This window comes from Streptomyces sp. NPDC086519, assembly GCF_040686075.1.
Lineage (GTDB): Bacteria > Actinomycetota > Actinomycetes > Streptomycetales > Streptomycetaceae > Streptomyces > Streptomyces shenzhenensis.
The window spans coordinates 1-13240 of the sequence record NZ_JBFBJL010000126.1 but is presented as its reverse complement, the minus strand read 5'-3'; the positions used below and the strand labels follow the sequence as shown (position 1 = coordinate 13240).

The window sequence follows — 13240 nt, the reverse complement described above, 5'->3', positions numbered from 1 at the left end:
CCCGGGACGCCGGCTTCGGCACCGCCCAGTCGATGCGCCAGCACCTACAGGCAGCGCTCGGCGTCACCCCGACCGCCTACCGCCGTACCTTCCGGACCGGCACGAACGCCGCCGGCAGCCCCGGCGTCACCGGAAGGTGAGCACCCCCCGCGCCACCCGCCCCGCCTCCGCGTCCGCCCGCGCCTTCTCGAAGTCCTCCACCGGGTAGGTCTCGGTGACCAACTCGTCCAGCAGCAGGCTCCCTTGGCGGTACAGCCCGGCGTAGAGCGCGATGTCGTGCTGCGGCCGGGCGGAGCCGTACCGGCACCCCAGGATGGACTTGTCGAGGAACATGGAGGCGACGACGAAGGACGCCTCGGCGGTGGCGGCGGGCATGCCGAGCAGGACGGCCTGGCCGTGCCGGTCGAGGAGGTCGACGGCCTGCCGGACCAGTTCGACCCGGCCGACGCACTCGAAGGCGTGGTCCACCCCGGTCGGCAGCAGGTCCTTCACGGCCTCCGTGGAGGTCAGGAAGTCGGTCGCGCCGAACTGCCGGGCCACCTCCTCCTTGGCCGGGTTGGCGTCCACGGCCACGATCCGCAGCGCGCCCGCGATCCGCGCCCCCTGGATGACGTTGAGTCCGATCCCGCCGGTGCCGATGACCAGCACGGTGTCACCGCGGTCGACGCGGGCGCGGTTCAGTACGGCGCCCACCCCGGTCAGCACCCCGCACCCGATCAGGGCCGCCGACGTCAGGGGGATGTCCTTCGGGATCCGTACCGCCTGCACGGCCTTGACGACCGTCCGTTCCGCGAAGGCGGAGTTGCACGCGAACTGGTACACGGCCCGGCCGCCGCGCGTGAACGGCTTCTGCGGCCGTCCTATGGCTTTACGGCACATGGTCGGCCGGCCCCGGTCACAGTCGGCGCAGGCACCGCAGTTGGCGAGCGTGGAGAGCGCGACATGGTCGCCCGGCGCCACATGGCTGACGCCCACACCGACCGCCTCCACCACGCCCGCGCCCTCATGCCCGAGCACCACAGGAACGGGGAAGGGTATGGTCCCGTCCACCACCGACAGATCGCTGTGGCAGAGCCCGGCGGCCGACACCGCGACCAGGACCTCACCCGGCCCCGGCTCCCGCACCTCCAGATCGTCGACGACCTGCACCTGCTTGCCGTCGAACACGACCCCACGCATCACGACTCGACCCCCTTCGGTTCCCTCGGCAGACCGAGCACGCGCTCGGCGATGATCGTGCGCTGGACCTGGTCCGAGCCGCCGTAGATGGTGTCGGCCCGGGAGAAGAGGAACAGGTGCTGGGCGGTGTCCAGTTCGTACGGCTCGGCGGCCGACCAGCCGGCCGGGCCGACGCTCGCGGCCGCGCCCCGCACCAGCACGGAGAGCTCACCGAGCCGCTGGTGCCAGCCGCCCCAGAGCAGCTTGGCCACACTGGGCGCACCGGGCTCGGCGGCGGAGTTCCCGAGCGTGCGCAGGGCGTTCCACCGCATCACCCGCAACTCGGCCCACTGCCGCACCAGTCGCTCCCGCACGACGGGGTCGTCGACGGCTCCGTTCTCCACGGCGTCCCGCACCACCCGCCCCAACTCCGCGGCGAACCCGATCTGCTGGGCGAGCGTGGACACCCCGCGCTCGAAGCCGAGCAGGCTCATGGCGACGCGCCAGCCGTTGCCCTCGCCGCCGACCACGTGCTCCGCGCGCGCGTGCGCCCCGTCGAAGAAGACCTCGTTGAAATCGCTGGTGCCGGTCATCTGCCGGATGGGGCGGACCTCGATGCGGCCCGGCTGGTCCATGGGCACGAGCAGGAAGCTCAGCCCGTGATGGCGCCGCGAGCCGGGCTCGGTGCGGGCGAGCACGAAACACCAGTCGGCCTCGTGCGCGAGCGAGGTCCAGATCTTCTGCCCGACGACGCGGTAGCCGTCCGCCTCCCGTACGGCCGCGGTCCGCACACCCGCGAGGTCCGATCCGGCGCCGGGTTCGCTGTACCCCTGGCACCACAGCTCTTCGCCCCTGGCGACGGGCGGCAGGAAACGCGCCTTCTGCTCACCGCTGCCGTGTGCGAGGAGCGTCGGGGCCAGCAGGTTCTCCCCGATGTGCCCGGAGCGGGGCGGCGCTCCCGACCGGGCGTACTCCTCGGCCCAGGCGACCTGCTGCGTGAGCGTGGCCGTCCGGTTCCCGTACCCCCCCTCCGCCCAGCCGAGCCCGATCCACCCGTCGGCCCCGAGCGTCCGCTCCCAACTCCGCCGGTCCACACCACTCTCGACGTGCGCGGCGAGCCACCCCCGCACTTCCCGTCGAAACTCCTCGTCCTCCGGCGCAAAGCCGAACTCCACGGTGACCTCCAAAGACGCTTCGGGGCTACGACCGAACGAAAACCGCCGAACACCACCGCCGTGGCTGATCGCCATCGCGGCGGAGAGAACAAGAGCGGCCGACAGAGGAGTGGGCGGGGAGAACGCGAAGACCGGAGCAGCACCGACAACGACCAAGCTGACCGGGCCCCCACAAACACCGCCAGGTGCAACCCCCCAGGAACGCGAGGAACCGCGCGAACAACCACAACGCACCCGCACCCACAAACACCGCCAGGTGCAACCCCCCAGGGGCGCGGGGAACTGCGCGAACAACCACAACGCCGCCGCACCCACAAACACCGCCAGGTGCAACCCCCCAGGGGCGCGGGGAACTGCGCGAGCAGCCACGACGGCGCCGCACCCGCGCACAACCCGCCGCCCGCGACGGCGAGTAGGCGCCCGGCCCACCCCCCTCACGTGTTCGGCCGCTCCCCCGCCCGCGCCGCCGCCTCCATCGCCGCCAGCCGCGCCAGCATCGGCATCGGATCCGTCCCCACGCTCCCCGGCAGCGCCTCCGCGATCCGTTCCGGCGTCCAGGAGCCCCCGTCGGCGTACGCGGCCCGCAACTCCCTCGGCTGGGCCCATACCGCGATCTTCGGCCCGGCCACCGTGTAGACCTGCCCGGTGACCCCCGCGTCCCGCGCCGCGTCCGAGAGCAGGTAGACCACGAACGCGGCCACGTCCTCCGGCTCGCCGATCTCCGTCAGCTCCGTCGGCACGCCCGCCGACATCCGGGTGCGGGCCACCGGCGCCACCGCGTTCGCGGTCACCCCGTACTTGTGCAGGCCCAGCGCGGCGCTCCGCACCAGCGAGATGATCCCGCCCTTGGCCGCGCTGTAGTTGGCCTGCGAGACCGAGCCCTGGTGGTTGCCGCTGGTGAAGCCGATGAGGGTGCCGGCGCGTTGCCTGCGCATCACCGCCGACGCCGCCCGGAACACCGTGAACGTTCCCTTGAGGTGGGTGGCGACCACCGGGTCCCACTCCTCCTCGGTCATGTTGAACAGCATCCGCTCGCGCAGGATCCCCGCCACGCACACGATCCCGTCGAGCCGGCCGTACGACGACAGCGCCGCGTCCACGACCCGCTGCCCGCCCGCCATCGTGGAGATGTCGTCGGCCACCGCGACCGCGTCCCCGCCCGCCGCCTCGATCTCCTTGACGACGGCCTCGGCGACCTCGCTCGTCGGTGAGGCGCCGTCGACCGCGACGCCGTAGTCGTTGACGACGACCTTCGCCCCGTCGGCCGCCGCCGCCAGCGCCACCGCCCGTCCGATCCCGCGCCCCGCACCCGTCACGGCGACGACCTTGCCTGCCAAGAAGTTCCCCACGCCCGGCCCCTTCCCGCGGTTTCTGACGGACCGTTAGATTTTATGTCCCGTCAGATGTGCGGACACAAGGCCTGGGGAGGACCCAGATGTCACTGCCGGCGTTGCATCCCGCGTTCCACGACATCGCCAAGCGCGTCAACAACTGGGGGCGCTGGGGCGCCGACGACGAGATCGGCACGCTGAACCTGATCACCGACGAGGTGGTGCGGGAGGCAGCAGCGACGGTGCGGACCGGCCGCCGTGTCCCGCTCGCCCTGCCCCTCCAGCAGGACGGCGTGCAGACCGGGATGATCCCCGGGCGGGTCAACCCCCTGCACGCCATGGTGCAGATCAACCAGGAGCTCTTCGGCCCGGGCACCGTCGCGTGCAGCGACGACGCGGTGACCATGGGGCTACAGGCCGGCACCCACTGGGACGCGCTCACCCATGTCTCGCACTCGGGGAAGCTCTACAACGGCCGCCCGGCGGACACGGTGACCGCGCACGGCGGTGCGGAGTTCAGCGGGATCGCCACGGCCCGGCACATCGTCTCGCGCGGGGTGCTGCTGGACGTGGCACGCGCGCGTGGCGTGGACCGGCTGGAGGGCGGCCATGCGGTCACCCCGGAAGACCTCGACGCGGCCGAGGAGTTCGCCGGGACGACCGTCCGGAGCGGCGACATCGTCCTCGTACGGACCGGGCAGGTGCAGGTGTACCTCGCCGGGGACAAGCACGGGTACGGCTACCCGTCGCCGGGTCTCTCGGTGCACGCCCCGGAGTGGTTCCACGCGCGCGACGTGGCCGCCGTCGCGAACGACACCCTCACGTTCGAGATCTTCCCGCCCGAGATCGCGGACCTGTGGCTGCCCGTGCACGCCCTGGATCTCGTGGAGATGGGGATGCTCCAGGGGCAGAACTGGAATCTCGAAGAGTTGTCCACAGCCTGTGGAGAAACCGGCCGGTACGCGTTCCTGCTGTCGGCGATGCCCGAGCCGTTCGTCGGGGCGACGGGCACTCCGGTCGCCCCCGTGGCCGTCCTCTGAGCGCCGCCGAGCCGCGGCGAACGCCGCGCTTGAAAGCCGGTGTCACGCCCGAGGTGGCGCGACACCGACCCTCCCCCCATTCCCCCCATTCCCCCCTGCATCCGAACGGCTGCGCGCACCGGCCCGCCCCGAGCCCGGTCCCGCGCGCCGCCGTCCGGCCCGACCCACACTCGACAAGGGCGCCCGTCACCAAGTCCCTCGTCGTCCCCTCGCGGCGAATCGCAGATCTCAAGCGTGAGGACACGGTCACATGGCGTCAACACCCACGCGAAGCTTTACGGCTTATGCCCCGGTTCGCCATGGGCGCGCACGGATGCAATCCCGGGCGCATGGCCGCACAGCGGGGATCACACCGCCTCGAATGCCAGCCCTTCGTGCGAGGCCGACCCGCGCCCGTACGCCACCGCCGCGCCCTGCCGCGGCTGCGCCCGCCGGTCGAGTTCGCACCAGATGCGCTTGCCGGCGCCTTCGGGACTCCAGCCCCAGCGGTCGGCGAGCCCGTCGACGAGGGCGAGGCCCCGGCCGCCGGTGGCGTCGCCGTCGACGCACCGCGGCACGGGCGCGCGGCCGCTGGCGTCGGCGACCTCCAGCCGTACCGTGACCGACTCCCCGGCGCCCGAGCGGTCCGTGCCCGGCAGCGAGAGCCGCAGCACGGCCGGACAGCCGGTGTGCACCACCGCGTTGGTGACCAGTTCGGAGACGAGCAGGACCAGGGTCTCGGCCAGCGGTTCGTCCGCCGCTATACCGGACCCGGCGAGGCGCGAGCGCGCCCACCTCCTGGCCCGCCCCACCTCCGCGGGGTCGGGCCGGATCTCCAGCTGCACTTGAAGCACCTGCACCGCTCACACCATCCGAACCGGCGGACACATGAACCCGCGCCGAGCCGGCGCCACGGCGAGGTCCGCGGCGACGAGGACGGCGAGGGCCACGATCGTAGCCATTTTCTGCATGGCCAGAACAACGGCCAGAGCAAGGGTCACGGAACGTGATTCCCTTACGAGACAGCATGGTTGACGTACAGTCACCCCAACAAGCGCTTCGGGCATATTCCAGCGCGAAGGAGTACGCCTGCGGCATACTGTGCGACGCTCGCGGCGGGGAGTCGAACAGGCGGGGGCGCAAGCCCTTACCGCCCTGCGAGCGGCGGGGCGCACCATCGGCGGCGGGGCCGCTTCGACGGCACCGCCGGCATGGCTCGTCCTCGGAACCACTCGCATCCCACAGAAGGTACCCGAGGGGACCGCCGACTCCGGGCCGTGACGAGTCACGCGTTGGACACAACCCGGTATCAACGCTCCGTGATTCCCGTCATGCCACAATCCGCGACATCCTGGCCGCCCCGAACCCACCCCCGCAGACCAGAGCCGTTTCGAACGCTCAGCCGAGCAACTCCGCGGCGAGCATTTCCTCACTCTCCGTGTTCCCACCGGCACGCTGCGCCCGCACCCATGCCCGTTTCAGATGCAGATGCACCTCGGACTCCCAGGTGAAGCCCATCCCGCCGTGCACCTGGAGACAGTCCCGGGCGCCGCGCACCGCCGCCTCGTCGGCGAGCAGCCGGGCCGCCGCGATGTCCACGGGCGCGGAGGTCACGGCGGCCGCGTAGACGGCCGCCCGCGCGGTCTCGGCGCGCACCAGCATCTCGGCGCACAGGTGCTTGACCGCCTGGAACGCCCCGATCGGCTGCCCGAACTGCACGCGCGTGCGGGCGTGTTGCACGGCCAGCTCGCACGCGCGCGTGGCCGTGCCGAGCTGCTCGGCGGCGGTCAGCAGCACGGCGACGGGGTCGGCCGGCCCGGCAGCCGGCCCCGGGACCCGGTGCAGGGGCGTCAACGGGTCCACCGAGCGCACCGGCAGGGCCCCCGACGCGTCGCCCGTCACCGCGTCCGCCTCGGCCAGCCACTCGGCCAGGCCGCCGTCCACCCGGGCCACCACCGTCTCCCCCGTGGCCGCGCCGGGCACCTCGGCCGCGGCGAGGTGGGTGGCCAGCAGCGGGCCGGGCAGCAGCGCCCGCCCGGCCTCCTCGAACACCAACACGGCTTCCGGCAGCCCGAGTCCGACCCCGCCGTCGGCCTCCGGGAGCCGCAGCGCGAAGAACCCCGCGGCCCCCAGCTCCCGCCACAGGCCCCGGTCGAGACGCGCCGGCGCGCCGGCCGCCGCCCGCAGCGCCGCGTCGTCGAACCGGCGCCCGAGCAGCTCCCGCATGCCCTCCCGCAACGCCTCCTGGTCACGGGTCAGTCGAAAGCGCACGCCCGCTCACCGTCCCTTCGGCAGCCCGAGGATCCGCTCGGCCACGATGTTCCGCTGGATCTGCGAGGTCCCGGCCGCGATGGTGTAGGAGAGCGAGGAGAGCCGGTCGAGGACCCACGGCCGGTCCAGGTCGAGCGCGTCCGGCCCGAGCACGGCGGCCGCCGCGTCGTACAGCTCCTGCCGCGCGTGCGAGTAGCACAACTTGAAGACCGAGCCGCCGACGCCGGGCACGCGGCCGCCCTCCGCCTCGCTGACGTTCCACTGGGTGAGCCGCCACAGCGCCCGGAACTCGGCGTTCAGGCGGCCGAGGCGGCGGCGCGCTTCCGGGTCGTCCCAGGTGCCGTTGTCGCGCGCCACGCGCGCGAGTTCGCCGAGCACCCGGCGGCAGGCGACCACCTCGCCGACGAAGGCGGTGCCGCGTTCGAAGGAGAGGGTCACCATGGTGACGCGCCAGCCGTCGTTCTCGGCGCCCACCCGGTTGGCCGCGGGCACCCGCACCTCGTCGAGGAACACCTCGGCGAATTCGGCGGATCCGGCGAGCGTGCGCAGTGGCCGTACGGTGATGCCCGGCGCGTCCATGGGCATGGCCAGCCAGGTGATGCCCCGGTGCCTGGGCGCCTCGGGGTCCGTGCGCACCAGCAGCTCGCACCAGTCGGCGACCTCCGCGTGCGAGGTCCAGATCTTGGATCCGCTCACCACGTAGTCGTCACCGTCGCGCCACGCGCGCGTGCGCAGCGCGGCCAGGTCGGAGCCGGCGTCCGGTTCGCTGAACCCCTGGCACCACACCTCGTCGCCGCGCAGGATCGGCGCCAGCCAACGGGCCCGCTGCGCCTCGGTGCCCTCGGCGGCGATGGTGGGGCCCGCGTGCAGCAGGCCCACGAAGTTGGCGCCCACATAGGGCGCGCCGGCCCGCTCGGTCTCCTCGAGGAAGATCAGCCGGGTGGTCGGGGAGGCGTCCCAGTGGACGTCGGCGTACCCGGCGTCGTACAGCGTGCGCTGCCAGCCGAGGTCGTAGGCGCGGCGGCCGGGCCAGTCCTCGGGCCTCGGCTTGGGCGGGAGGCCGGGCAGCACCTTGGCGAGCCACTCCCGCAGCCGCGCCCGGAAGTCCTCCTCCTCGGGCGTGTACGACAGGTCCACCGGCAGGCACCCCCACGGAGCTGATGGTTCGTCAGACATGGAGTTGATGGTTCGTCAGATCTCGCAGGCTAGCCCCGCACCCCTGGACCGGCAAGGCGCCAGGACCTACGATCTGACGACTCGTCAGCTAACGGAGCGAGCAGGGGGCCCGGTCATGGACGACACGAACGCCACCGCGCACGGACTCAGCACCGCCCCGACGCTCTGGGACCTGGTCGCCCGGCGCGCCGAACTCACCCCCGACCGGCCGGTGTTCCTCCAGGGCGACCGCACCCTGACCTTCGGCGGGCTGCGCGCGCGTGCCGAACGCGTCGCGGCCGGGCTGTACGGCATGGGCGTCCGCCCCGGCACGGTGGTCGCCTGGCAGCTCCCCACCCGGATCGAGACGGCCGTGCTGTCCTTCGCACTGGCCCGGCTGGGCGCCGTCCAGTCGCCCGTCATCCCCTTCTACCGGGACCGCGAGGTCGGCTTCGCGCTGCGCGAGTCCAGGGCCGAGTTCTTCGCCGTACCGGGCGTGTGGCGCGGCTTCGACCACACCGGGATGGCGCGGCGGCTGGGCGCGAAGGGGATCTTCGAGGCGTACGACGAGCTGCCCGACGGCGATCCGGCCGCGCTGCCCGCCCCGCCCGCCGAGGGCACCTCCGTCCGGTGGATCTACTGGACCTCGGGAACCACCTCCGACCCCAAGGGCGTTCTCCACACGGACCGCTCGCTCATCGCGGGCGGTTCGTGTCTGGCGCACGCGCTGCGGCTCACCGCGGACGACGTGGGCTCGATGGCGTTCCCGTACGCGCACATCGCGGGCCCCGACTACACCGTGATGCTGCTGCTGTACGGGTTCCCGGCGGTGATGTTCGAGCAGTTCGCGCTGCCGGACGCGCTGCCCGAGTACCGCAGGCACGGGGTGACGGTGGCGGGCGGGTCGACGGCGTTCTACTCGATGTTCCTGGCCGAGCAGCGCAAGCAGCCGGGGGTGCCGGTCATTCCCTCGCTGCGGCTGCTGGCCGGCGGCGGGGCACCCAAGCCGCCGGAGGTGTACCACGCGGTGGTGCGCGAGATGGGGGTGCAGCTGACGCACGGGTACGGCATGACCGAGGTGCCGATGATCACGATGGGGGCGCCGGACGACACCGCGGAGAACCTGGCGACGACCGAGGGGCGGCCGCCGGCGGGGATGGAGATACGGATCGCGGACGACGGCGAGGTGCGGCTGCGCGGGGAGGCGGTGTGCCAGGGGTACCTGGACCCGGCGCAGTCCGCCGCGGCCTTCGACGAGGACGGCTTCCTGCGCACCGGCGACCTGGGCCGGGTGACCGCGACCGGGCATCTCGTCCTCACCGGGCGGCTCAAGGACGTGATCATCCGCAAGGGCGAGAACATCTCGGCGAAGGAGATCGAGGACCTGCTCGCCGCGCATCCGGCGGTGGCCGACGCGGCGGTGGTCGGGCTGCCGGACGCGGAGCGCGGGGAGCTGGTCTGCGCGGTGGTCGAACAGCCGCCGGGGGCCGCCGTGCTGACACTGCCGGAGGTGGTGTCGTACCTGCGCGCGGAAGGGCTGTCGGTGCACAAGCTGCCGGAGCGGCTGGAGGTGGTGGACGCCCTGCCGCGCAACGAGACGCTGCGCAAGGTGCTCAAGTACAAGCTGCGCGAGCGCTTCTCGGGGAGTCCCGCGGCAGGGAGTCCCGCGGCAGGGAGTCCCGCTGTGCGGAGCCCTACTCCGGGATCGTGAAGTAGCGGGCGAACGCCGGGACGATCTCGGCCTCCGCGACCTTGCCGTCGCCGTCGGTGTCGAGGCCCGCGGAGATCGCCCGCGCGAGCTCCGGCGCGACCCCGAGGACGCGCAGCACGCGCGCGGTGTCGTCGACGGTCGCCGTGCCGTCGCCCTCGGTGTCCGCGAGGGCGAGGGCCGCGTGCAGGAAGGGGCGGGCGATCTCGCCGAACCGCTCGGGGTTGTCATGCAGCCGCTTGACCGCGCCGCTCACGAACTCCTGGCGGGTGATGCGCTGGTCGCCGTCCCGGTCCGCCATGCCGGCCATGCCCTGCCAGAAGGCCTCGGCACCGGCGTACAGGGCCTGGCCCTTGTCGGAGCGGGCGGCGACGCCGAACTCGGCGAGCAGCGCCTTGGCCGCCGCGTTGAAGTCCTCGCGGTCGATCAAGCCGTTGCCGTCCTGGTCGAAGGTTGCGAACCGGGCGGCGATCCGTCGCTCGTACTCGGTGCTGACCATGTCTGTTCGGGCCGCCTTACGTGACGTGGGGGTTCATCTCGCAGGGAGCGTACGACGCGGCGACGCCCGGGGCGCGGGAAAACGACGCTTGTGCCAAGACCGGGGGAATTCCGCGACAACAACGTGGCACTGTCGTGATCATCAGCTAGGGCGTCGCGCGGCCCGCTGCCCCGGCTACGCGGACAGCGGGTCCTCCTCGTCGGTGGTCGCGCTGTCGATGTCGGCGTACACGTCGAACAGCCGCCGTACGCCGAGGGCGCCGAGCACCCGGTTGACGTGAGAACCGTCACTCGCGCCCTGGGCGGGCAGTATCAGCCGCAGCCGGCCCCGGCAGGAGCGGATCAGGCGGCGGGCGGCGATGAGGACGCCGACCCCGCTGGAGTCGCAGAAGAAGACGCCGGAGAGGTCGAGGACCACGCTGTGGTACCCGTCGGCGACCACGTCGTGCACCCGCTGGCGCAGCACCGGTGAGGTCACCAGGTCCAGTTCGCCCGACACCCCGAGCACGACCCACTCGCCCTGCTCGACGCCGGTCACCTTGAAAGCCACGGCTCAGCCCTCCGCTCGCCGGATCTCCGGAACCGCCCGGAAACGGAGCCAGTTCCTACGCTTGTTGTCGCGCGGCTGCCCAGCGGCCGTTCCCCGAAACCCCGGATGACAAACGAGCATCGATCAGGGAGGGAGTTGTTTCGGTCACTACCGATCCTGTTCGATCAGAAGCAAAAGGTGTCGGCCGGACCCGACCGGGAGAGCAGAGGGACAGCGGAGCGGCGGAGCGGCAACCGGAACGCCCACTACCACCCGCGGTCCGCCAGGGGGCGCGCATTGCAATAAAGGGGCGTGCGCCGCCGGACGTGCCGACTACATTCGAGGAGACGGTGAAGACACGCTGGGCACGGACACGGACACGGACACGGGCAGGGACACGGGCAGGGGGAGGGGGCCGCATGGCGAAGAAGGACGTACCGCCCCGCTGGGACCGCAAGATGCAGCAGCGGCTCGCTCGCGGCGAGGCGGCCGCCCTCGGTGAGCTGTACGACCGCTTCGCCTCGCTCGTGCACGGGCTCGCGCATCGCGTCCTCGGCGACGAGCGGGCCGCCGACGGCATAACCCGCGAGGTCTTCGCCCAGGTCTGGGAGCATCCCGACGCCTACGACCCCCGGCAGGGGCCGTTGCGCTCGTGGCTCGCCGCGCTCGCCCACCGGCTCGCCGTGCAGCGTCTCAGGGCCACCGAGACCGCCGCGCTCGCTCCGGGCGACAGCGGCTCCCCGCAGGCCGCCGAGGAGCTGGAGCGCAAGGTGCGGCGGGCCTCCGTCGCCGCCCGCGCGGACTACATCGTGCACTCCATGCCGGCCCCGCTGCGCGCCGCCCTGGACCTGGCCTACGTCCAGCGTCGCGACTACCGGCAGACCGCGGTGGACCTCGGCGTCACCGAGGACGAGGCCCGCCGTCGGCTGCGCCTGGGCCTGCAACTGCTGTCCACCGCGCACGACGCCGGGACGCCGCCCGGACCCGGAGGCGGGCTGTGACCGGCTCCGAGTTCTCCGAGGCGCACGACGGCGCCGGGGACGGGACCGGTGCCGTGCCGCCGGGCGGCGGCGCCGACTACGGCCGGCCGCCGCGCATACCGCTGCCCCGGACGTCCGTCGAGGACGGCGGACAGCCGCTGCCCGCGGCGCCGGAGTTGTCGCACGACGTCCTGAAATCGCTGCTCGGGGCATGGGCGCTGGCGGCGTGCTCGACGGCGGAGTCGCTCGCCGTCGAGGTCCACCTCGGGGACTGCGGGGCCTGCGCGGACGAGGCACGGCGGCTGCGCGAGGCGGTCGGCCTGCTGCACCAGCCGGAGAGCCTGGACCTCGACCCCGGCCTGCGCACCCGCGTCCTGGAGGCCTGCCTGGACCGGCGGCCGGCCAGGATCCCGATCCCCGCGTGGGCGGCGCCCTACGACGCGGAGACGGCCCGCCTGGACGCCCTGCTCCAGGACATCGGCGACGCGGAGTGGCACGCGCCGGTGCGGCTGCGCTGGTTCGACGGCGAGGCGGCGGCGAGCCGCCGTACGACGGTCGCCGGGGTGATCGCGCATCTGCTGTCCGTCGACGGCCTGGTGGCGACGGCACTGGGCCTCGACGACCCGCTCGGGGAGAACCGGGCACAGGGCCCGGCCGCCCGCACCGAGGCGTTCTGGCAGGCCTCGCACTTCCCGCCGACGCGTGCGGTACGGGTGCCCTGGCGGGAACAGAGCCACCGGCTCGTGCAGACCGTCTCCTTCACGGGCGGCGCCGCCGGGCGGCTCGGGGTGTCGTACGACGACTTCGAACTGCCCCTGCACGACGCGATGCTGGACCGCGCCTTCGAGTGCTGGGTGCACGCGGAGGACATCGCGGAGGCCGTGGACTATCCCTACGAGCCACCGGCCCCCAGACACCTGCGCAGAATGATCGACCTCGCGGCCCGGATGCTGCCCGTCGTGCTGGCGGAGCGCCGGCGGGCGGGGCTGGCGGCGCCCGGCCAGGCTCCCCACCTGGTCCCTGCGGGACGGCCCGGCCGCAGTCTGCGGCTGGAGATCGAGGGCAACGGCGGCGGCGAGTGGCTGATCCCGCTGGACTCGCCCGGAGCGGTGGGCTCCGCGGAGTTCGAGGTGGCGCACGTGGCGCTGGACGACGTGGAGTTCTGCCGGCTGGCCGCGGGGCATGTCCCTCCGGAGGAGGCCGCCGCGGGGCAGTTGGGGGATCCGGCGGCGATCAGGGACGTACTGTTCGCCGCCGCGAGCCTGAGCCGCATGTAGGGGCGTTCGCCCACGGGGTGGGGGGTTCCGTCGTACGGCGGGTGCGGGCAGCTCGTGGCTGGTCGCGCAGTTCCCCGCGCCCCTGAAAAGACGGGGCTGCGCCCCGCTTTTGGTCTTTGGGGGCGCGGGGAACTGCGCG

Annotated in this window: 12 protein-coding genes and 1 pseudogene; 5 read left to right on the top strand and 8 right to left on the bottom strand. The window is 73.1% G+C overall.

What is annotated here, in order from left to right:
- Positions 1 to 140, top strand: a pseudogene (locus tag AB0P24_RS47025) (AraC family transcriptional regulator); the annotation flags it as partial.
- Here AB0P24_RS47025 and AB0P24_RS47020 read toward each other — a convergent pair.
- The 3 genes from AB0P24_RS47020 to AB0P24_RS47010 form a co-directional block, all read right to left on the bottom strand.
- Positions 127 to 1179, bottom strand: coding sequence for a Zn-dependent alcohol dehydrogenase (locus AB0P24_RS47020; protein WP_365805502.1), 1053 nt, complete (start codon positions 1177 to 1179; stop codon positions 127 to 129). The pseudogene AB0P24_RS47025 and the gene AB0P24_RS47020 sit on opposite strands and share 14 nt — an antisense overlap.
- Entirely contained in the window at positions 1179 to 2333 is a 1155-nt protein-coding gene (locus AB0P24_RS47015; RefSeq protein WP_365805494.1) for an acyl-CoA dehydrogenase family protein, read from the bottom strand. The genes AB0P24_RS47020 and AB0P24_RS47015 overlap by 1 nt, the downstream gene beginning before the upstream one ends.
- Positions 2334 to 2767: 434 nt before the next feature.
- The gene (locus AB0P24_RS47010; RefSeq protein ID WP_365805492.1) at positions 2768 to 3682 is read right to left on the bottom strand and encodes an SDR family NAD(P)-dependent oxidoreductase; all 915 of its coding nucleotides are present in this window, start codon (positions 3680 to 3682) and stop codon (positions 2768 to 2770) included.
- Between the two features lie 86 nt (positions 3683 to 3768).
- Between AB0P24_RS47010 and AB0P24_RS47005 the strand changes: the two genes are divergently transcribed.
- Positions 3769 to 4704 carry a cyclase family protein gene (locus AB0P24_RS47005; protein ID WP_365805490.1) on the top strand — a complete coding sequence of 312 codons (936 nt, stop codon included), beginning with the start codon at positions 3769 to 3771 and terminating at the stop codon, positions 4702 to 4704.
- A 347-nt stretch (positions 4705 to 5051) separates the two neighbouring features.
- Here the strand turns inward: AB0P24_RS47005 and AB0P24_RS47000 are convergent, their stop codons facing one another.
- From AB0P24_RS47000 to AB0P24_RS46990, 3 genes are all read right to left on the bottom strand, one after another.
- A complete protein-coding gene (locus AB0P24_RS47000; RefSeq protein WP_365805500.1) occupies positions 5052 to 5528 on the bottom strand; it encodes an ATP-binding protein in 477 nt (158 codons plus the stop codon).
- A gap of 553 nt (positions 5529 to 6081) precedes the next feature.
- Positions 6082 to 6954 (bottom strand): acyl-CoA dehydrogenase family protein, encoded by an 873-nt coding sequence (locus AB0P24_RS46995; RefSeq protein ID WP_365805488.1) that lies wholly within the window; start codon positions 6952 to 6954, stop codon positions 6082 to 6084.
- Positions 6955 to 6960: 6 nt separating this feature from the next.
- Entirely contained in the window at positions 6961 to 8091 is a 1131-nt protein-coding gene (locus AB0P24_RS46990; RefSeq protein WP_365805498.1) for an acyl-CoA dehydrogenase, read from the bottom strand.
- Positions 8092 to 8245: 154 nt separating this feature from the next.
- On the opposite strand from AB0P24_RS46990, the gene AB0P24_RS46985 reads away from it, so the two are divergent.
- Entirely contained in the window at positions 8246 to 9820 is a 1575-nt protein-coding gene (locus AB0P24_RS46985; protein WP_365805486.1) for an AMP-binding protein, read from the top strand.
- On the opposite strand, the gene AB0P24_RS46980 is transcribed toward AB0P24_RS46985, so the two are convergent.
- Complete coding sequence (locus AB0P24_RS46980) at positions 9804 to 10316, bottom strand: EF-hand domain-containing protein (protein WP_365805484.1); 513 nt, start codon at positions 10314 to 10316, stop codon at positions 9804 to 9806. The genes AB0P24_RS46985 and AB0P24_RS46980 overlap by 17 nt on opposite strands.
- Positions 10317 to 10490: 174 nt before the next feature.
- Positions 10491 to 10865: an STAS domain-containing protein gene (locus tag AB0P24_RS46975; RefSeq protein ID WP_365805482.1), complete on the bottom strand. Its 375-nt coding sequence runs from the start codon at positions 10863 to 10865 to the stop codon at positions 10491 to 10493.
- Between the two features lie 398 nt (positions 10866 to 11263).
- On the opposite strand from AB0P24_RS46975, the gene AB0P24_RS46970 reads away from it, so the two are divergent.
- Together AB0P24_RS46970 and AB0P24_RS46965 are read left to right on the top strand one after the other, a co-directional pair.
- Positions 11264 to 11845: a sigma-70 family RNA polymerase sigma factor gene (locus AB0P24_RS46970; RefSeq protein WP_365805480.1), complete on the top strand. Its 582-nt coding sequence runs from the start codon at positions 11264 to 11266 to the stop codon at positions 11843 to 11845.
- Positions 11846 to 11898: 53 nt separating this feature from the next.
- A complete protein-coding gene (locus AB0P24_RS46965) occupies positions 11899 to 13101 on the top strand; it encodes an MDMPI N domain containing protein (RefSeq protein ID WP_365805496.1) in 1203 nt (400 codons plus the stop codon).
- Positions 13102 to 13240: the final 139 nt, after the last annotated feature.